A 19,518-nucleotide genomic window follows, 5' to 3' on the forward strand; every position below is an offset into this window, starting at 1 on the left:
GTTAGCCACTCCCTTATGAAAGGGGGTGGGGCTTATGGAATTAGTCTTTTTGGTGATTTCATTGGTCGTGCTCTGGAAAATCTTCTCAGACGCAAAAAAATAACCGTTCCCCCGGCAAGGTGTACGGTTATTTAAGCTGACATCGGGCTAACCGTTTGGTTGTATCCCTGCTTTTATTATATCATGGAAAAGACAAAAGTAAACAGGAATTTGAGCGCTCCTTTGGGAGCGTTTTTTATTGTTCCTAACAGGGGCCCCCGGCGCACTCGAACGCAGTGAGTGCGTTGGGGAAAAGGAACGACGCGCCTGAAAAGTGGAGCTTTCTGCATTTGCAGGAAGCGGAACGACAGAGGCGCAGGAGGACGTTATGGCAAAAACAAAGGCACAGCGGGAAGCGGAAGAACGGCTCCGCAAAAACAACGAGCGGATATACAGAGAAACCGGATATGACCCGGACGGATGGCGGGAACGGACGGCGGAGATCGCACGGACAGAACGCAACTTTGCGCAGCCGAGCCGTCCGAAAAAGCAAAAGAATTTCACTTACTTAAAAAACACAAAACGCAACGCACAGGACAGAGAGCGCAATATAGACCCGTACGCGTGGCAGAACCGGGACTACGGAACGCAGGAAGACGACGACGGTTTCCGGTGGGATTTCGGGTTGACCGGCCTTTTTGGTATGCTCGCGGAGAAAAAGAAGCGTGAGGAAGAAAAGGCAGATAAGGCCGATCCAACGAAAAGCGGACAGTATACGCAGGCAAAGCAGGAAATCATGAAGCCGTTCGAAGAAAAGGTGAGCAGCGCGGAGCAGGAAGAGGAAGCGGCACGAAAAGAAGCGGACACGCTCGAGAACCTCATTTTCACCAAGGCAAAGGGCTATGGAACGGGTGCGGGGCAGGGTTATGCCGCCGCCCAAAACAATGTTTTTGCTTCGGAAGGGGAAAAGGCGGAAAACGCCGCGCGGCTTACCTCTGCGCTTGCGGGGCAGTCGGGAAAAACGCAGGAAGCGGAACAAAAGGCGGCGGACGCGAAAGGAAAGGGTGCGGCGACCGCCGCGGCAAAGGCGCTGCGCGATCAGGCCGAAAAGCAGGTCGATAAAGAAATCTACACGATCGACATCCAAAACGACGCGAAACGGGAAGAATACACGCAGAAAGGCCGCGAAGCGGACAGCAAGCTGAAAAAGGAGCTTGACAAGGGAACTACGGGACAGGCGCTTGCGCAAATGATGGACGCGGATGACCGGAGGCTTGCGTATTTCATGATAAGCAAGGAGGAAGCGGACGTCTATTTTGCCCTGAACGGAAAATATGGGGAAGAAGTGGCGAACCGTTATCTTGATTCCCTTATGCCAGAGCTCGAGGCGCGCGCTGCGGGGATGCTCTATGAGAATGTGGAGGGCATCGACAATGAGGCGCTTAAGAAGATCGCCCGGTGGGGCGTTACGGTAGGCGGCGCGGCAGGAAATGTGGGACGGAACCTGAAAAATTTGCCCGCAGCTATAACGGGAAGCGATGAAGTGGCGGCGCCCGGCGTATTCCAGCAGGCGCAGGGAATGATCGGCGAGAACCTTGAGGGGATCGAAAAGGCCGTACATGACGTCACCGACAGTACAGTCAATATGCTTCCGTCTATCGCTATGGGCTTTATACCGGGCGTTGGCCCCGCGGCAGCGGCAGGCATGACGGCCGCGACGTCTTATTCCAATGCCTATACGGACGCTATCCTTTCGGGCTATGAGCCGGGGCAGGCGGCGGCGTATGCGCTTCCGTCGGCGGCCTCCGAGGCGCTGATGCAGTACGCGATCGGCGGCGTTGCAAAGATGGGAGGTTCAAAAAGCCTTACGAATACTGTGCAAAAGGCGATGGATGACGTTATAAAAAACCCGGCCGCGCGGAATGTTCTCGGGAAAGCAGCGCAGGCAGGCGGCGAGGCACTGGAGGAATATTTGCAGGCGAACCTCGATCCTGTTCTGCGCAACCTTGCTTTAGGGGAAAACAACGAAATTGACCCGGTAAGCGAAGATAAAGCCTACGCGGCGCTTTTGGGCGCAGTCATGGGCGGCGCGATCGATGCTGTGGGAGATGCTGCAAACATTCCGGCACGGAGGAGCGCACAGCGGGCGCAGGACGCGGCGTATGTGCGGCAGGGCGTACATGAGGCGCTGAACGATGCGATTGTGGAGCAGACGGCGGCGGAGGCGCGCGCAAACGCGATCCTTGACAAGACAGGGGTGCAGAGAGCGTATGACCCGAGCGAGACGGTGAAGCTTGCAAGTGGCACGGAAGCTGTGGTCGTCGCAAGGGACGGGAACAGCTATGTTGTGCAGGAGCCGGGCAAACAGGGATATTCCCGCGTTTCGGCGGACAGCATCACGGGCAAGGTGCAGAGCGCAAGCCCGCAGGCAGACAGGAGCATTGCGCCCGAAGCAAGAGCGGCACTCAATGAGAAATACGACCACAGGCATGTGGAGAAATTAGCCGACCAAGCGTTTTTGGATAAGCTTGAACAGGGGCGCGGCATCAAGGCGGTGATCGAGGACATGCAGCCAGGAGCGGAGGCGTTCTATGACCGCTCCACGAACACTATTCATTTCGCGCCGGATTCCACGCGCGCGGACGTGATCGGCGGGGTGGCGGCGCATGAGCTTTCCCATGCCGCGGAGGCAAGCGAGCACTACAAGGCGTACAGCGACTATGCGCTCCAAAGGCTGTTCGGAAACGACGCGGAAGCCTTGCAGCAGGCAATAGAAGCGAAGCAGGAGCAATATGTCCGGCACGGGGTATATCTTTCAGACGCGGACGCGATGGCGGAGATCGTGGCGGATTACACGAGAAACCTTTACAAAAGCCCTGCGGACATTGACGCGCTTGTGACGGGAAACCGCGGCATGGCGCAGAGCATCTACGACGCGATCAGGACGGCGATCCAGAAAATCCGCGCTTTCTTCAAGGGCGACGAAGCGGCTCTCCGAAACATACGGGAGTATCAGGACCTCCGCCGGGCGCAGAGGTTATTTGAACGCGCGCTTTCTACCATACCGGAGGTACAGGCGGAGGCTGCGCCGGCGTATGCCGTGAGCGATGTCGAAATCCCAACAAGACGCGAAGCCGGAATGATCGACATAACCGACGCAGGAAATCGCATTCGTTATGAGCGTGAGATAGACGGTGTATTTGACGGGAGTTTGCCAACGGGTTCTGAAATTATTATGGGAAGAACCCCGGAGATTTTGACGTTATACGGCGCGCCGGATCTTCCTTTACACATGACACAGGCAACGGTGCGAAAAATCGCTTATCCAGAGGGGTATCATGGAGGAAAACATAACCTGGGAATACAAGCGGTAAAAGACTTGCCGGATCAGTTAGTTGATCCAATAGCTATTTTGATCAATAAATCCCACCCTAATAATAGCGTGGTAGTGATTTCTGAATGGAATGATGTAGACGGAAATCGCGTGATCGTTCCTATTCAATTTAATCGGCAAGGTGCAATAACGGTGCAGAATCAGATAACGTCTGCCTTCGGAAGGGAGGATATGTCTCAATATTTAGGGAAAGACAATGAAAATGTGATTTACACAAAAAATAACGAAGACATCCAATCGCTTCTTTCACATGGGCGCCAATTGCCCGAGGCGAGCCGCGATGATGTCTTTGTTACTGATATTATACCCCAAACGGAGGAAGATGTAAACAGGCAGTACAGTTTGAGGGAGAACGGCGCATCTCTTGATGACTTGAAAAAACAACGGAGCGAAATGATACGGCAGGCAAGAGAAGCGGCCGATCGGGGAATCGCCGACCAAACGGACATTTCATCCGTTATCGGAGCGGAACGCGCCGTTGCGGACGAAAGGCTGCGCCAACAAAAGGCGGCGTATGAAGAACGAACCGCGCGAGACAGGATGCGGCGTAAAGAGAGCGGGGAGAGGTCGCAGCTTTTGAATATCGTGCGGCGGCTGGATAAGCTCAGCAAGAAGTCCGCGCCGGAGCAGAAAAACGCGATCCAGAACCTTATAAAGGACATAGACAAAACAGCGAAAGGGATCACGCGGAAAGGCACGCTTACTTTGAAGGCGATAAAAGCTGGATATGAAGAAGCAGCGCAGGACTTGAATTTTATTAAAAATCCGGCCATCGAGAAAAAGATCGCGCGTCTGGATCAGAAGCATATTGCAGATATGGATATCTCGGATGTGCGCGAGCTGACAGACATTTTACGCGGCGTTGAGCATGATATCCGCAGCGCGAACCGCGAGGTCGGCATCAGGAAAGCAAAGGTAATCTCGGAATTATCCGAAAAGGGAATCAGCGAGATCAGAAATTCACGAGGCGCAAGCGGAAACGCATTTTTATCGCTGTTCAATTCTTCGTCCCTTTCCCCAACACGCAGGTTTGCGCAAATGGGCGGCTGGCGCGAGGGCAGCGTAATGGAGTATCTCGGCGAGCAGCTCGCCGAGGGCCAGAGGAAAGCGATGGAGTTCCGTCGTGACGCGAGCGGGAAGTTTCAGGATTTCATCGGCCAAAACGGTAAGGTGTTTGACGACTGGAGCGGGAAAAAGGCGAAATGGATCGACACGGGGCTTTCGAAAAACGGGAAAATGCTTCAAATCACCCCCGCCATGCGTATATCGCTCTATCTGCACTCTTTGAATGCGGACAATATGCGGCATATTGCAGGGGGAGGCATAACCGTGCCGGATCAGAAACTGTATAAGCAGGGAAAGATTGCAGAGGCATACTCGCGCGGAACAGTCGCAAGGCTCACACCGCAGAAAGTGAAAGCAATTACGGACCGCATGACTCCGCAGGAAAAGGAGTTCGCAGATCTGGCGTATGAGTTTTTTAATGCGGACAGCAAAAAGGCGATCAACAGCGCGTCTCTTGATGTACTTGGATATGAGATCGCGAATGTTGAGAACTATATGCCGATCACGGCGAACCGGGCGTTCACAAAAGGAGAATTTGAGAACCTTGTGAAAGACGGAACGCTCGAGGGAATGGGTATGCTGAAGGAGCGCGAAAACGCCGCCAATCCTATCATGCTGGAAGATATCACAAGCATTATTCCACGACACATGGGAAACGCCGCGAGATATTATGGACTGGCGGTTCCCATCCGCAATTTCAATGAGGTTTACCGCAGGACAACAGACGGATTTGGAGACAGCGTTCAAAACGCGATCGGAAATAAATTCGGGAAAAAGGGAACTGAATATATTGAAAAGCTGATGACCGACCTTCAGGGCGGCGGACGGAACACGGACACGGCATTTGACAAAATGCGCGGGAAATTTGCACAAGCGATACTCGGATTCAACGCAGGCTCCGCTCTGAAGCAGACGGCCTCCCTGCCGACTGCGGCCTCTACGCTTGGATTTAAGGCGGTGCTGGGTTCTATGAGAGGGCGCGTGGACAGCGCACGTATTGATGCAAACACGCCGCTCTTGTGGGAACGCAGGCAGGGCGGGAGTACGCTTGAGATCGGAGATGTGGCGAGAAACCGGAATTGGGAGGATAAAGTTCCGTTCCTGATGAAATGGAACCAATCTATGGACGTGGCGATTGCCAAGAGGCTGTGGCGCGCCGCTGAAATCTATGTGAACGGCCACTATAAATCGCTTGAGCGGGGTTCCGCAGAATATGACGCAGAGGTCGCCCGGTGGTATAACAAGGCGATAGAAGATACGCAGAGCAACTATGCCACGATGCAGAGGCCGGACATTCTGCGCTCGGAAAACCAGATGATAAAAGCGCTTACGATGTTCACGACAGACAGATTCCAAATGTATAACATTCTTTATGAAGCAGGCGGAAGACTGAGAACGGCTAAGGAAGATTACAAGGCTGATCCGAATGCGGAAAACAGAGCGGCGGTGAAAAAATACGCGCAGCAGTTGGCGCGTTCCGTAGCGGCTGTTACGGCGTCGAACGCGTGGGTGGCAGCGGTCACGATCGGTATCAACCTATTGCTCGGGCGGCAGGATTGGTATGAAGACGAGGAGGGCGATCTTGCACTTGCGGAGAGCTTCGGGAGCGAATTTCTGCGCAATATGGCCGGAACGCTTCCGTTTGGCGATCAGATATACAGTCTGATCGCTTCCGCTGTATCCGATGAAACATGGTATGGTGTGGAGGCACCGAACATCGGCATGATCAACGACCTTGCAGAAGACGTGATCAATATGGCAAAGTCCATATCGGACGGAGGCGACGCCGCGATACGCAGGAATGCGAAGGCGCTTGCAATGGACGCAGCTAAATTTTTTGGCATACCGGCAGAGAACATTGAAAAATATGTCTTGGGAATTGCCGGGCAGGTCGCGCCCGCCGTAAAGGAAAGCTATGACAATATTTTCTACCCTAATGATCTCGGCGATCTTGCGGAAGCGGAAGGACGGGAATATGATGCGATCTATGACACGGTTATTACAAACCGAATGAACGGGATAAAGGGTACGGACGCATACGAGGAGATCAAAGATCTGTATCGGGCTATGGGAGAAGGAACGGACAGAAACAGCATGTTCCTGCCCGCAGTACCGGACAAGGTCGAATACACGCCCGAGGGGGGAGAAAAGGCGGAATATGAGCTGACTGCCGAGGAACAAAAGCAATATGCGGAAACACAGAACAAGGTTTTTGCAGATGCAGTCAATGCGCTTATCTCATCGAAGGATTATGCTAAGCTGGACAACGAACAAAAGGGGTATGCGGTTTCCGTGATTGCCGGCATGGCAAAGGACGACGCAAAGGCGGAAGCGCTCGACACAAAAGGCATTACTATGGAGCGGAGCCGGACGGCGATTCTTAAACCGGAGGATATAGCGCTTTACAAGGCGGTGGTCATGGACTATGGTGCAGAAGGGAAAACGGCACAGGATGAAAGAAATGCGCTGCTTCGATTAGACATTTCGGAAGAAAGAAAGGCAGAAGTGTATCGTGCGGTTTTTGAGAATCAAAATACGGAGCAGAACGGCATTATGCGGGCACGCGGGCAAGGCGTTGGTACAGAGACGTATATTGCATTTATGGCGCAGCCTTTCTGGAATGATGAGACGCGCGATGATTCCGCAGGCGGCGAAAATTTGCAGGCGAAACAATGGCTGCTTGACAATGCGGCGGAGGAAGAGATCGTTCCGCTCTATGAAATGAAGCTCGAGAGTAATGACATGGACGAGCGCAGCACGATCGCCTACGCGCAGGAGCAGGGCGTGAGGCCGTCCGCATTCGTGAAGCGCGAGATACAGAAGGCCGGAGAGCACGGATTGCCGGGCGCGCCGGAGGAGGACGCGATTTGGGAAGATGGAAAGATGGTAACGGATGAACACGGCAGTATTGTTTCCGGCTCCAAAAAGGCACAGGCGTGCGACAACCTGCTAAAATCCGGCTACACTGAGGAGGAAAAAGAATATTTCTACCAAAAAGAATATGGCGGGGACGATTATTATGTGGCTTCGATGCTTGCCGGAATACCAATAGACGCATATCTGTCACGGAAAGCGGCGGCGATGGACCTTACGGGGGAAAAGGACGAGAACGGCAAGACGGTCAGCGGGTCGAAAAAGGAGGATATTCGGGAATACATCTATTCTCTGGATATTCCCGATGTACAGAAGTCTTTTCTGTTCGCGCAGGAGTACAAGATATACGGATCAGAGGCGCAGGCGGTTCGTGAATATGTGGACGGCCTTGATGTGTCCGACGCGGAGCGCGAGCTTATCTATTCCAAACTAAAGCTTGGCGGGGGCTCCGGCGGATCATCCGGTGGGCGGCGCAGGAGCGGCGGCAGCTCTAAAGCAGCTTCGCAGGCGATACCGGATTCCGTATGGAACACGCTTCGTTCAAACGTGAAAGCGCCGGGCGTGCCGGATAATCCTGTATTTGCGGCGCTTCTTTCGATGGCGGAGGAACATGACTCCATTATGCGGGCGGCAATGGAACGCGACATTGCGGCGGTGGAGGCGAACCCGTTTATCAGCAATGAGGCAAAGGCGGCGCAGAAGAAAAAGATTCGTGAGCGGTACGGGAAGGGGGCGGTATCGTGAACCCACAGATTTTGGATTTCCTGCTCTCGCTTATTCTGACCGTTGCGGGGCTTGTGATTGGTTTTTTAGGCGGTCGGCTGCGGACAAAGTTAAAACAGGGCAGGCAGAAAGACGAGGCGATACACGGGGCTGTGAGATGCCTCCTGCGCGAGGAATTGATTCGGATATGTGATAGATGCCTTGAGCGCGGGAGTGTGCATATTCATAGCCTTGAATCGCTTGACGACCTTTTGGAGCAGTATACGGCGCTCGGCGGGAATGGAGCGGTACGGAAGCTTGTAGAGGACGTGAAGAGGTTAGAGGTCAAATGAGACGCGGAATTTCCCGCCTTTCCCCTCCCCTATATTCTATGATAGAATCAAGATATAAGGGGGAAGACGATATGGATTGGAAAGAAGAATGTGAAAAATGGAAGCAAGTTGCAGAGGAACGGGGAAAAGAGATCGAACGGTTAGAGAGAAGCCAGAAATATGATGAGGAAGAACACAGGGCAGAAATAAAAAAATACTATTATGGGGGCTTGCTTGGATCGCTATTTGCGACTATTTTTACATTGATTGTTTTTGGCGAGAAACAGTATTTTTCGTTAAAAGAAGATATAACTCGGTTGATTGTCAGTGTTTTTGTGATGTGGATAGGTTTTGCAATTTTTTTTACATTGCAGAATATGAGCAAGAAAGAGCATGTAAAGCGTAATTTCTGGATCATATTTGCGGTGATGATTGGGAGTTATTTATATCTTTCGTGGGTGTTGTAAAATAAGCCGCTCAGAAATGGGCGGTTTTATCTTGGAAAAAACCCTTGACTTTCGTCTGACATATATAATATAATTATGTCAGACGAAAGAGAGGTGAGAAAGTGAGTCCAAGAACAGGTAGACCGACTGACAATCCTAAAAAAGCAGCAAGAATTACCGTTAGACTTGATGAAGAATCGTTGAAAATATTGGATGATTATTGTGGCAGTAATCAAGTGGAAAAAGGCGAAGCTGTAAGAAGAGGGATAAAAAAGTTAGAGGTCGATATAAAAAAGTAGAAAACGGTGTCCGACTACCAATCAAATCACCGTTTTCACACAACAACCCGAAGATTGCTTGCAAATATTATACCATGCAGGCTTCTTTCGGGCAACCAGAAAGGAGTTTTTTATTATGGAAAATTACGAAAAATTTTTAAGTGAAGAATGTAATTGTTGGGAAAGGGAGAAAGACGGAAAAAAGATAGTGGTTGCTGAAACGAAATATGGAAATACTCTTATCCCGATTAGTGCCGTAGCACGTTATTCTGGCGGATATATCGCGTACATAGCGAAACCAGAAGACAGGTTACTGGCATTTGCAGCTATACTAGCGGACAAAACAGAGCCGCTTGATATTCTGTATCACAAAAATGGATTTGATTTTATTTTTGATAGCGAGAAAGTTGAAGAAAGGGAAAATAAAATGAACGAATTACAAATATTCAAAAATAAGCAGTTCGGGGAAATCCGTACGCTGGAGGAAAATGGGAAGATATTGTTTTGCGGGAATGACGCGGCTAAAATGCTGGGATATGGCAAACCGCGTAATGCAATAGCGGCGCATTGCAAGGGGGCCCTAAAACAGGGCGTCCTTACAAATGGTGGTATTCAGGAAATGACATTCATCACCGAGGGCGACCTTTACCGCCTTATCACGCACAGCAAATTACCGTCTGCGGAACGGTTTGAACGGTGGGTATTTGACGAAGTACTTCCGGCAATCCGTAAGCATGGCGTATATGCCGTAGACGAGCTTTTGAGCAATCCCGATCTTGCGATCAGGGCATTTACTGCATTAAAGGAAGAACGGGCTAAAAACGGGCTTCTGGCGGCTGAAATCGCACGTAAAGACCAGTTGATTGGTGAGTTAAAGCCCCTTGCAGATTATATGGATAGAATATTGCAGAATCCGGGACTTGTAACCATTACACAGATAGCCAAGGATTACGGAATGAGCGGGCGTGCTATGAACAATCTTCTTTCTGATTTAGGTGTGCAGTATAAGCAAAGCGGACAGTGGCTTTTATACCGAAAGTATCACAATAAAGGTTATACGCACAGCAAGACGATAGAAATTACACGTTCAGACGGAAGCCCGGACGTGGTGATGGAAACGAAATGGACGCAAAAAGGGCGGTTATTCTTATATGAACTGCTCAAAGAGAATGATGTGCTCCCTGTAATTGAACAGGCTGCATAAAACAAAGTACATAAAAGGCACCCAAAACCGGGTGTCTTTTTTATTTCAAAGAAGGAGGAAAAGAACATGAGTAAGATCTATATCAATCCGGGGCATGGCGGCACGGACAGTGGTGCTGTAGGCATCGGCGGGAGACAGGAAAAAGCGGACAACCTGCGGTACGCATCGGCGGTCGCGGAAAAGCTGCGGGCGGCGGGGCATGACGTGAAGCTCGAGCGGGACAGCGATGTGCTGATCAATGTGAAAGACATTGCGGCAAAAGCAAACGCTTGGGGCGCAGACTATTTTATCGCGTTCCATAGAAACTCCGGCGGCGGTACGGGCGCTGAATGCCTGATCGTATCGAGCGCTTCCGCAAAGTCGCGCGAGATGGCGCAGGCAATTCAAAACGCGCTCGTGGCGGTTGGCTTCAAAAACCGCGGCGTAAAGGTGCAGGATAAAAACACGTATGTGCTTTCCCATACGACGATGCCCGCGACTACGATTGAATGCGGCTTCATCGACAACGCGGGAGACAACGCGCTGTTTGACAGCAAGCAGGGGGAGATCGTGCAGGGTATCACGGACGCGGTCCTTTCCATTGCCGGGGGAGCGGAACAAAGCCCGGCCACGCCGCCCGCACAGCCGACATATACCAAAAAGTCATTTACACTTGACCATGTTGTGAAGAAAGGGAGCAAGGAAGCGGTTGTTGGTTCTATCCAGAACAATCTGCTTGCGATGGGCTATGATCTGGGAAGCACCGGGATCGACAACAACTTCGGAACAAAGACGGACGCTGCCGTAAGAGACGTTCAGAAGAACGGCGGCGTGACGGTGGACGGACAGGTCGGCAAAAACACAGCGCCGCTGCTCGGCGGGACGTGGGCGGAAAAGAGCGCGCCCGCGGCGTCTATCCCAACGCTGACACGCAATTTAAAGCTGACCTCTCCCATGATGCGTGGAGACGATGTGCGGCAGGCGCAGGAGCGTCTGGAAAAGCACCTTGCACAGCCGGGCAGGATAGACGGCGTATTCGGGAACAGTACGAAAGAAGCAGTCATACGGTTCCAGCAGGCGAGGAAAAACGAGGGCCGGGATATTGGAGAAGTGGACGGCGTGATTGGGCCGAAAACGTGGAAGATTTTGTGGGAATAAAGGAGGAGATGAAACAATGGATTTTCAAGAGTATATCAAGCCGGAACTTCTCATATTGATTCCAGTGTTAGTAGCGATTGGCTATGGACTAAAGAAAGCGGAGTGGTTACAAGATAAGCACATTCCGGTCTGCCTCGGTGTTATTGGTATTGTACTGTCGCTCTTGTGGGTGCTCGTTGGGAGCATACCATTTGAGACGACGAACGCGATACTGGAAGCCGTATTCACGGCAATCGTGCAGGGCGTTCTTGTAGCGGCTGCGGCTGTATACGCGAATCAGCTTTTGAAGCAGGAAAAGAAAACGGAGTAACAAATTGGCGGGGGCGAAAGCTCCCGCTTTTTTGTTGTCGCTGTTTGGCGGATAGATGTCGTTCAAAAATTTATATTTTTATGATATAATTGTAAAAAAAGTTGCAAAAAACGCAAAAAAATGTTGCGGCGAGACATTTTTGTGGTATAGTATAGATAATCATCTACCATGTTGTAGAAGGATGTTCTGAGACGTCATTGGTCGCTAGGCCAGTGGCGTTTTCTGCTTCTGATAGGCTTGATATTTTCGCAGCCGTTTTTTAATCTCCCATTCATTTGTTAGGAAAAAACTAGTAATTATATAATAAAATGATCTGCATTGTTCCAAAATGACAATAAAATTTTCAGATTTATACCATAAGTTAATACGGACCCTACCACGGTACATCTCCTCCCAAAATAAAATATTGTCACATTTTTCCTGTAAGATACAATCATAGTTTTCTATAATTTTACGAATCCAAACAAGACGTTCACTCCTTCTCAAATCAGGAATCCGGTCATTTGGGTCATATCTATTACAATCGGCATGTTTTTTGTGTGTCAAATGAGTAAAAGTATGCTCAAAGATACCATCCATTGGCTCCCTGCGTATATCTACGGGCATACCCCTAAAAATTGGCTGGGTAGTAATAAAATCTCTAACAAATACATCATAAAGATTCATAAGATAGGAATTCCAAGCTGTAAGATTAGCGCATTCCAATATGTCGGGTAGGCATTCATCAAATGGATTATAGGCACAATTAATCAATTTTAATACTTCTCCTCCTAAACTTGAAGATTTATAAAAAACAAATTAAATTTATCTTCGGAAGGAAGCGTAGAACGAGTTAAAGAAAATCCACTCTTTTGAGAAATATGTTTAACAAGAGCTGGTTTTGCTTTCCCCTGTGAAGAAATATTTCGGTTTTTATAGCCAACGGCGCCAATCAGGAGATCGGCGAGTTGCAAAATTGGCAATTCACTAGAATCTACGCATTGAATACGGGAAATATTCCTATTATCAAAATCATAAAGCTTGAGTCGTAGTAAATGCTGTAACTTTTGAATTTTAAGGTAACCTTTTGTGTCCTTTTTGTCGATATATATATAATTTTGATTCACACGATCTATTAATCCAATTAGCATTTGATAATACATTTTATAGTAAAAGTCGTCCTGTGTTTGATTATATAAACGATTATTTATTTGCAACTTATCTATAACTATGGCTCTAAAACTCAAGTGAGATGAAGTGAAGAATAAATCAACCAGAGATTTAAAATATTCTAAATTACAAGGTGAAACCTGATTCCATTTTATCTCAGAATACAACGGAATAGAGTAACGCCTTTTTATAGCATAAATATCATTGATTGTTTGCTTCCTAATACTACTGTTACACCGTATACCACCTATTACCATAAATTTTTCTTTATCGTGTTCAAGATGACAGCTTTCATCACAATAAATATTAAACTTTGACATTGCTCTCCACCCTAAAATATTATGCTAATATTTTATACTATGAATACTAAATGCGTCAACTTAACAATGATAATATTATATTGTGTGACAAGCAGCGCTCCATCGACTGGCTCACCTCCCACGGTTTTACAACCGGATTAGACAACTAAAGAACGCCTGCATCGGGTTGATGTGGGCGGTTTTTTGATTTTACAAACCTATGCAGATAATTTTAAAACTATATTGCTTTCATTAAAAATGAGGATTAAAATGAAAGCACAAAACAGTTTTTACATACATCAGATAAAAGGGAATAGTGTTTGAGATTGACGGCTGCCATTCATGCCGCCTATGCGTAGAAGCGCGAAAGGAGAGAGGCTTTATGGAGTGGAAATTCATGGTTGTTCAGCGGCGCTATTGTAACGGGGAATACGAAGCAGATATCTTTGATAAGAGGGATTTTTGCAAAGAGGATTTTCCCGAAAGTAAACAGTATGAGCAGAGATTCTGCCCGTGCGGGAGTTTTGAAAAAGCGGTGCAGGAGATGATGCACTGGCATTCGGATGCTTGATACATAATATGGAGAAAGGGCCGCTTGCGCTGATGCGTGGGCGGCCTATTTTATTATTCCTGTACACGATTCTTACACGTTTTTTCCGAATATCAATATTTTCGTTGTGAACATTTAAAAATGCTTTCCTGCGAAAATGCCTATATAATGCACTTTTTATAACATTGAAAAATGTATCGAGAAGCGAAAAAATAGTAGAAATAACTCTCCCTCTGTCCGCCGCGTCGCGGCAAGTTCCGCGATTCCAAAGCCCTCGCAAAAGCGAGGGCTTTTTCATGCTCTGCTGCCGCTCCTTTTCCCCACGCGACCCGCTTCGCTGGGCTCGCGCGGGGCCCTTTTTAGCTGCATCTATTTTGTATGAACGACACACGGAGGAACAAAACAAGCTTTGTTCCTCCTTAACCCCAAACGGCTCACTGCGTTCAAGCCGTTTGGGATCGGGCTTGTGCTGATAGTGAGCCTTATTATTGGTCAAAAACAAAAATTTGTGCTAAGATTTAATATAATACACACCATGATTTTTCTGCTCAATAGACGATTGGAGATATATCCTATGATTTATAACGTAACTTTTGATATCTGCGCCGGAGTGATTTCTGTTCTTTCCTTATATGTGATTATTTCCAAAAAAGGGGTGCAAAAAGAATCCAATCAATTACTGTTGTTGGTTATCATTGCAGCACTGATTTCTGCTGTTTTTGATATCTGGAGTTCTGTTGGTAATTCTTATATAGATCAATATACGTATTTTTCACGGGATATCCTCAACTATATTTTCTTATTTGTCCATACCAGCACGGCCTGCTTGTTCGCGTGGTATATGATCGTATTGCTTGGATTGAAGCACCGCGTTAAAAGATCGCATTTCGTGCTGTTTTTGCTGCCGGAAGTCTTCGCCATTTTTCTGCCGCTGGCGCTGAATCCGGTTTTAGGCTGGGTGTTTTATTATGACGCAAATGGCATTTATTCCCACGGCGTTATGATCTACGCTTTATATGGCGCGGGATATCTCTATATGCTGTTGACGGTATATTTAGCGATCCGGTTTCGGAGCCTCTTGCTTAAATCGCAGCGGTATGCGGCGATCGCGCTGCTTATTTTCAGCATTATTCCTATTTTTGTTCAGCAGGTTTTCATGCCGCATCAGCTTCTGGAGCTTTTCTTCCAGTCTATCGGTATTTTCGGATTTTTGACTACGGTGGAAAATCTGGACGCGATCCACAATCCGATTACGAAAGTATACAACCGCGCGGCTTTTTTGCGAAGTATTGATTTGGCAGTCCAGAATCAAGCCAGTCTTTATGTGACGATAGTTAAGCTCGCGCGTTCCAATTATTTTGATATTGCCGCGCTCGGCGCAGGATATATCAATGGATTTATGGCCGGCGCGGCAGAATGGCTCAATAATCTATCTAAAAAAATAGACGTGTATGACTGTGAAAGGGGACATTTTGCTCTGACGGTATTCCGCGATAGTTACAATATGCAACGATTAACAGAGAAAATAGCCCGGAAATTTTCCAGCGAATGGCAGTGTCAAAATCAGACGATGCGGCTTCCCGTACAAATTTGTTCAGCAGATCTGACGGGAACGGACTGGACGACGGAAGGCCTGATGCGTCTTGTGGACGTATCGTATGTCGGGCACGATATGCAGCCTATGATCGTTACGGCAGAAGAAGCAAAAGCCGAGGAACGGGAGGCTGAAAGAGCCGGGAAGAGCCGATTTGCTTCTGACGTTTTAAGTATGCTGGATTCTTTTGTGGAGCGGACTGCGGCATTGACTCCGGCTGAACGAAATATTTTGCAGCATTATATAAACGGACATGAAATTGCCGAAATACCGAAATTGGCGTTTATCAGTATTCATACGGTACGAAAGCATAATAAAAATATTTATCGAAAGCTTGCGGTCAGCACAAAAGAGGAATTGATGCTCTATGTTGACTTGCTTCGCCGCAGCGGCCGATTGGCTGAAGTTGAGAAATTGACCGACCAAAACAGTTGTAAAGCCTGACAAACCGAATTTTTCAAGAATGGTACCCGTGTGGTACCGTTTTTATTATGGGATAAAAAGGGAAGCAAACCAAAGAGTACCCGTTGGGTACTATACTATTCCATATAGACTTTGATATTATCTTGAATAGAAAAAGGCCTTTTGCAGATCAGTTCTATGTTGGTGAAATCACAACTAAAATTTAAAAAATGATACGGGAGAGAAGAAATGAAAAAAGTTAACGTTGTTATTTTGGTTTTATTTGTCTTGTGCTTGTTTGCGGGCTGCGGCGCAGGAGGACAACCGAAAGAGGCTTCGCCTTTGGTGGGAAAATGGAAAGGCGCGGATCTTATGGAAGAAACTTATGAATTCAAAGCGGACGGCACAGGGTATAATGAAAACGCGCTGATATCTTATGATTTCAAATATGATACGGATGGAGACCAGCTCAACATTTATGCTGAACTATTTGGAATGGAAAGCGACGAGGCAATGGTGTTTTCGTACTCAATCAACGGCGACATTTTAACCTTGACGGATATGTCGACAGGCGAAGAAGGCATCAGTTACGAGTATACGCGGGAATAATTTGCGCGGACATTATTTAAGACCAGGAGAGGAACAATATGGTTTCGGTATATTGTCCAGCGCGGCAGGCGTAACGTTCCTTATTTGACCGCAGCGTTTCCGTATAAAGCGGAACAATAACAATAGAAATAAAAAAATTTAGGGAGCCTGTATGAACGGAATATAGGCTTCCTAAATTTAAATATCTAAGGATAAGCAGGGAAAAGGAGAATTTATTATGGTTGGCGATGTAAAAAAATGCATCGATATAAGGATCGATTTTTTGTCTCAATATTATGTTGTACCGCAAGAAATGCAGAGCGAAGTCGATTCTTTTATGGAAGAACTCGTTGTCCTTGGAGAAAGCTGTTTCAATGCGGCGGAATTTGAAGGACGGTTTGCATCTGCGGGCTTATCAGACCGGTTCAATGCAATCCTGCCAAAATGCACGCCGCGCCCTGCAAAAATGACGAAAGAGCAGAAAAGGGAATCGAGAAAAATCGCTGGAGAAATGATAGCGGGGAATAAAAAGGAATTTATAAAAGATGCTTTGTCGGATGCTGCAGGCTACGTTATGACAGACGTAAAAGGCGAACTGATCAAAGAAAACCGGGAACGAATGATAGAAGAAGGAACATTCGGTGATTATACCAGAACGACGAATGCTGCGGATGATGTGAAACGAATCACACGCTTTTTTGCAAAGAAATTTAACCGATAACTGCGGCGGCTTTGATTTCGCCGCATCCTATAAAAATAAAATGAACGCGTTAAGCAAAAGCTGATATGTACCCTCCTTACCGGTTGTCCAGTAAAGAGGGTACATATCAAGCTCCGGCGTTTTGCTTGGCGCGTTTTTTGGATTTTAAATTATGTGCCGCGTTTCTCGCTCTCTAATAGTTTTATTTTTGAATAAGATATTGGCAAGGCCGTTTGGTATGTTTTAAAAATTCCTGCATTTAGTTAGATAGAAAATATATTTTGCAGGGAATGTTTTAGCTATACCGTAGATGCATAAATACATAAATGCATGTAAAGGCTTCAAAGGTCATTTTACAGGATGGGCAAGCCCCATAACAGAGATGACAAGACGGCCGCTGATATGCTATAATACTTTTCAAATGAAAAGACGGACCGGGAGGTTTTATGGAAAATTATCCGAATCATCCTTTGAAACATGAGAAAAATATGCGGACGATGCTCGAAGCGGCGCGGAAAGCATATGGCGGAAGGGACATGCTGCGGGTTCGCACGCGGGAAAAGACGGTGCGGGGCATTGGAATAGAGGAATTTTTGGAAAAAATGAACGCGCTCGGGAATGCGCTTCTGGGGCTTGGCCTTGCGGACGCGCACATTGCGGTGATCGGACCGACAAGCTGTGAATGGCTGCTGACCTATTATGCCGTCGTATGCGGCGTGGGCGTGATCGTACCCATCGATAAGGAGCTGCCGGACGATGAGATCGCCAATATTTTGGCGGACAGCGGTGCGCGGATGCTGGTGTTCTCCGGGGAATATGCCGATACGGCAGAGAAGATACGCGGCGGCCTGCCAAACGTGGAATATTATGTGGATATGCATGCGCCGGAGGATACGGAAAAAGCGCTGAGCCTGCGGCAGCTTATCAGCGGCGCGCAGGACTGCGGTTATACGCGGCGGGAGATCGACGAGGAGGCGATGTCTGTTCTGCTTTATACGTCGGGCACGACGGGAAAGAGCAAGGGCGTGATGCTGAGCCAAAAGAATATCCTTTCCGCGTCGGAGGGCGGGATCAGCCTGCTCGACCTCGGAACGGTGTGTATGTCGGTCCTGCCTGTGCATCACTCGTTTGAGTGTACGCACGGCATCACGATGATGATACAAAGCGGGATTACCATCTGCATCAGTGACAGCCTGCGCCATTTTATGGAGAATCTTCAGCTCTTTCAGCCGGATATGATTTTCCTCGTACCGCTTTTTGTGGAGATGATGCACCGGAAGATCTGGCAGAACGCGCAGGCTGCGGGACAGGCGGAAGCGCTGCGGGCGCTGCTCGAAAAAAGCAACGCGGAGCTTGCGCAGGGAGCTGACCGGCGCGCGGAATATTTCAAGAATATCCACGATGCGTTCGGCGGGAAGCTGAAGCTCATTATTTGCGGCGGCGCGCCTCTTTCGGGGCGGCTCATGCGCGAGTTCCGGGAGTTTGGTATCCTGCTGCTGAACGGCTATGGGATCACGGAATGCGCGCCTCTCGTATCTGTGAACAAGAACCGCTTTTACTGCGACGGCTCTGTGGGCGTACCCATCGCCTGCTGCGACGTTGAGATCAGAAACGCAGACGCGGACGGAGACGGCGAGATATGGGTGAAGGGCCCGAATGTGATGCTCGGATATTACAAAAACGAGGCGGGAACACGGGAGGTCATGCAGGACGGGTGGTTCAACACCGGAGACATAGGACGCCTCGACGGCAGGGGCTTCCTGCACATCACGGGGCGGAAAAAGAACCTGATCGTCCTCACGAACGGAAAAAATATTTATCCGGAAGAAATAGAGGAATATTTGATGCGTATCCCGTATATTAAAGAGGTAGTAGTCTATGCGCCGCTTTCAGACGGGATGAATGAAACGGAGCTGCACGCAGAGATGTTTTTAGCGGAGGAATATACCGCAGCGCACAGTCCGCAGGAGATATCGGAGGCTCTTGAAAAGGATATTTCGGCTGTTAATAAGACGCTGCCCGTTTATAAGCAGGTGCGGCATTTCCATGTACGCGACCGGGAATTTGAAAAAACGACGAAAAAGTCGATCAAGCGGTTCGCAGTACGGCGGTAAGGCCTTTTGACCGGAAAACGGCGCCTGCCGGGGAACATGTTTTTGCTTCCGCCGAAACGGCGGTTAAAATAAAGGCGCGCAGGACGCGCAAAGGAAGGAGGCGGAGTGGAATGGTAGAACTGGAAAAGGTACAGCACCTTCTGGCAATGGCATGCCCGAAAGATCTTGATGAGATCACGCCTGAAAAGCACCTGATCAGCGATTTGGAGCTCGATTCGTTTGGGCTGATGGAGGCCGTGATGGCGTTTGAGGACGAATTTGGCATCGAGATCCCGGACCGGGATCTGAGACTGCTCGATACGGTACAGGACGTGCTGGTGTATCTGGAGGAGAAAACAGGAACGGGACATGTGCCCGCCGGAGTATTTTGAGTATTTATCAGAAATCATACGCAGAAGAAA

General features: G+C 48.5%; 15 protein-coding genes. 13 read left to right on the top strand and 2 right to left on the bottom strand.

All coding sequences use genetic code 11. The features are described from left to right. Positions 1-367: 367 nt before the first annotated feature. From PUP29_RS09390 to PUP29_RS09420, 7 genes are all read left to right on the top strand, one after another. Entirely contained in the window at positions 368-8,056 is a 7,689-nt protein-coding gene (locus tag PUP29_RS09390) for a hypothetical protein (RefSeq protein WP_353423136.1), read from the top strand. After that, positions 8,053-8,367: a hypothetical protein gene (locus tag PUP29_RS09395; protein WP_353423137.1), complete on the top strand. Its 315-nt coding sequence runs from the start codon at positions 8,053-8,055 to the stop codon at positions 8,365-8,367. The genes PUP29_RS09390 and PUP29_RS09395 overlap by 4 nt, the downstream gene beginning before the upstream one ends. A gap of 71 nt (positions 8,368-8,438) precedes the next feature. Next, positions 8,439-8,813 (top strand): hypothetical protein, encoded by a 375-nt coding sequence (locus PUP29_RS09400; protein ID WP_353423138.1) that lies wholly within the window; start codon positions 8,439-8,441, stop codon positions 8,811-8,813. A gap of 101 nt (positions 8,814-8,914) precedes the next feature. Then, positions 8,915-9,091, top strand: coding sequence for a hypothetical protein (locus PUP29_RS09405; protein WP_353423139.1), 177 nt, complete (start codon positions 8,915-8,917; stop codon positions 9,089-9,091). Between the two features lie 115 nt (positions 9,092-9,206). Continuing rightward, complete coding sequence (locus PUP29_RS09410; protein ID WP_353423141.1) at positions 9,207-10,274, top strand: phage antirepressor; 1,068 nt, start codon at positions 9,207-9,209, stop codon at positions 10,272-10,274. A gap of 66 nt (positions 10,275-10,340) precedes the next feature. After that, on the top strand, positions 10,341-11,411 hold the full coding sequence (locus tag PUP29_RS09415) for an N-acetylmuramoyl-L-alanine amidase (RefSeq protein ID WP_353423142.1): 1,071 nt from the start codon (positions 10,341-10,343) through the stop codon (positions 11,409-11,411). 16 nt (positions 11,412-11,427) lie between these two features. Beyond that, positions 11,428-11,721, top strand: a complete 294-nt coding sequence (locus PUP29_RS09420; RefSeq protein WP_353423144.1) for a phage holin family protein — start codon at positions 11,428-11,430, stop codon at positions 11,719-11,721. Positions 11,722-11,925: 204 nt separating this feature from the next. Here the strand turns inward: PUP29_RS09420 and PUP29_RS09425 are convergent, their stop codons facing one another. Then, positions 11,926-12,387 carry a hypothetical protein gene (locus PUP29_RS09425; protein WP_353423146.1) on the bottom strand — a complete coding sequence of 154 codons (462 nt, stop codon included), beginning with the start codon at positions 12,385-12,387 and terminating at the stop codon, positions 11,926-11,928. Positions 12,388-12,491: 104 nt separating this feature from the next. After that, positions 12,492-13,190 carry a DUF3800 domain-containing protein gene (locus tag PUP29_RS09430; RefSeq protein ID WP_353423147.1) on the bottom strand — a complete coding sequence of 233 codons (699 nt, stop codon included), beginning with the start codon at positions 13,188-13,190 and terminating at the stop codon, positions 12,492-12,494. A 361-nt stretch (positions 13,191-13,551) separates the two neighbouring features. Between PUP29_RS09430 and PUP29_RS09435 the strand changes: the two genes are divergently transcribed. The 6 genes from PUP29_RS09435 to PUP29_RS09460 all read left to right on the top strand — a co-directional run bounded on the left by PUP29_RS09435 (position 13,552) and on the right by PUP29_RS09460 (position 19,488). Beyond that, entirely contained in the window at positions 13,552-13,740 is a 189-nt protein-coding gene (locus PUP29_RS09435) for a hypothetical protein (RefSeq protein WP_079546960.1), read from the top strand. 553 nt (positions 13,741-14,293) lie between these two features. After that, positions 14,294-15,757, top strand: a complete 1,464-nt coding sequence (locus PUP29_RS09440; RefSeq protein ID WP_353423148.1) for a LuxR C-terminal-related transcriptional regulator — start codon at positions 14,294-14,296, stop codon at positions 15,755-15,757. 207 nt (positions 15,758-15,964) lie between these two features. Beyond that, on the top strand, positions 15,965-16,324 hold the full coding sequence (locus tag PUP29_RS09445; protein WP_079546164.1) for a DUF5640 domain-containing protein: 360 nt from the start codon (positions 15,965-15,967) through the stop codon (positions 16,322-16,324). Between the two features lie 217 nt (positions 16,325-16,541). Continuing rightward, a complete protein-coding gene (locus tag PUP29_RS09450; RefSeq protein WP_079546163.1) occupies positions 16,542-17,024 on the top strand; it encodes a hypothetical protein in 483 nt (160 codons plus the stop codon). Positions 17,025-17,449: 425 nt separating this feature from the next. After that, a complete protein-coding gene (locus PUP29_RS09455; RefSeq protein WP_079546162.1) occupies positions 17,450-19,117 on the top strand; it encodes an AMP-dependent synthetase/ligase in 1,668 nt (555 codons plus the stop codon). Positions 19,118-19,227: 110 nt separating this feature from the next. After that, complete coding sequence (locus tag PUP29_RS09460; protein ID WP_079546161.1) at positions 19,228-19,488, top strand: acyl carrier protein; 261 nt, start codon at positions 19,228-19,230, stop codon at positions 19,486-19,488. Positions 19,489-19,518 lie beyond the last annotated feature (30 nt).

This window comes from Christensenella massiliensis, from assembly GCF_040409835.1.
Lineage (GTDB): Bacteria > Bacillota > Clostridia > Christensenellales > Christensenellaceae > Christensenella > Christensenella massiliensis.

Bases quoted from the DNA above. Each gene is read 5' to 3' on its own strand.
- PUP29_RS09420 (WP_353423144.1), top strand. From the start codon at position 11,428: ATGGATTTTCAAGAGTATATCAAGCCGGAACTTCTCATATTGATTCCA.
- PUP29_RS09440 (WP_353423148.1), top strand. From the start codon at position 14,294: ATGATTTATAACGTAACTTTTGATATCTGCGCCGGAGTGATTTCTGTT.
- PUP29_RS09445 (WP_079546164.1), top strand. From the start codon at position 15,965: ATGAAAAAAGTTAACGTTGTTATTTTGGTTTTATTTGTCTTGTGCTTG.
- PUP29_RS09390 (WP_353423136.1), top strand. From the start codon at position 368: ATGGCAAAAACAAAGGCACAGCGGGAAGCGGAAGAACGGCTCCGCAAA.
- PUP29_RS09455 (WP_079546162.1), top strand. From the start codon at position 17,450: ATGGAAAATTATCCGAATCATCCTTTGAAACATGAGAAAAATATGCGG.
- PUP29_RS09460 (WP_079546161.1), top strand. From the start codon at position 19,228: ATGGTAGAACTGGAAAAGGTACAGCACCTTCTGGCAATGGCATGCCCG.
- PUP29_RS09450 (WP_079546163.1), top strand. From the start codon at position 16,542: ATGGTTGGCGATGTAAAAAAATGCATCGATATAAGGATCGATTTTTTG.
- PUP29_RS09425 (WP_353423146.1), bottom strand. From the start codon at position 12,387: ATGAATCTTTATGATGTATTTGTTAGAGATTTTATTACTACCCAGCCA.
- PUP29_RS09410 (WP_353423141.1), top strand. From the start codon at position 9,207: ATGGAAAATTACGAAAAATTTTTAAGTGAAGAATGTAATTGTTGGGAA.
- PUP29_RS09400 (WP_353423138.1), top strand. From the start codon at position 8,439: ATGGATTGGAAAGAAGAATGTGAAAAATGGAAGCAAGTTGCAGAGGAA.
- PUP29_RS09415 (WP_353423142.1), top strand. From the start codon at position 10,341: ATGAGTAAGATCTATATCAATCCGGGGCATGGCGGCACGGACAGTGGT.
- PUP29_RS09430 (WP_353423147.1), bottom strand. From the start codon at position 13,190: ATGTCAAAGTTTAATATTTATTGTGATGAAAGCTGTCATCTTGAACAC.
- PUP29_RS09435 (WP_079546960.1), top strand. From the start codon at position 13,552: ATGGAGTGGAAATTCATGGTTGTTCAGCGGCGCTATTGTAACGGGGAA.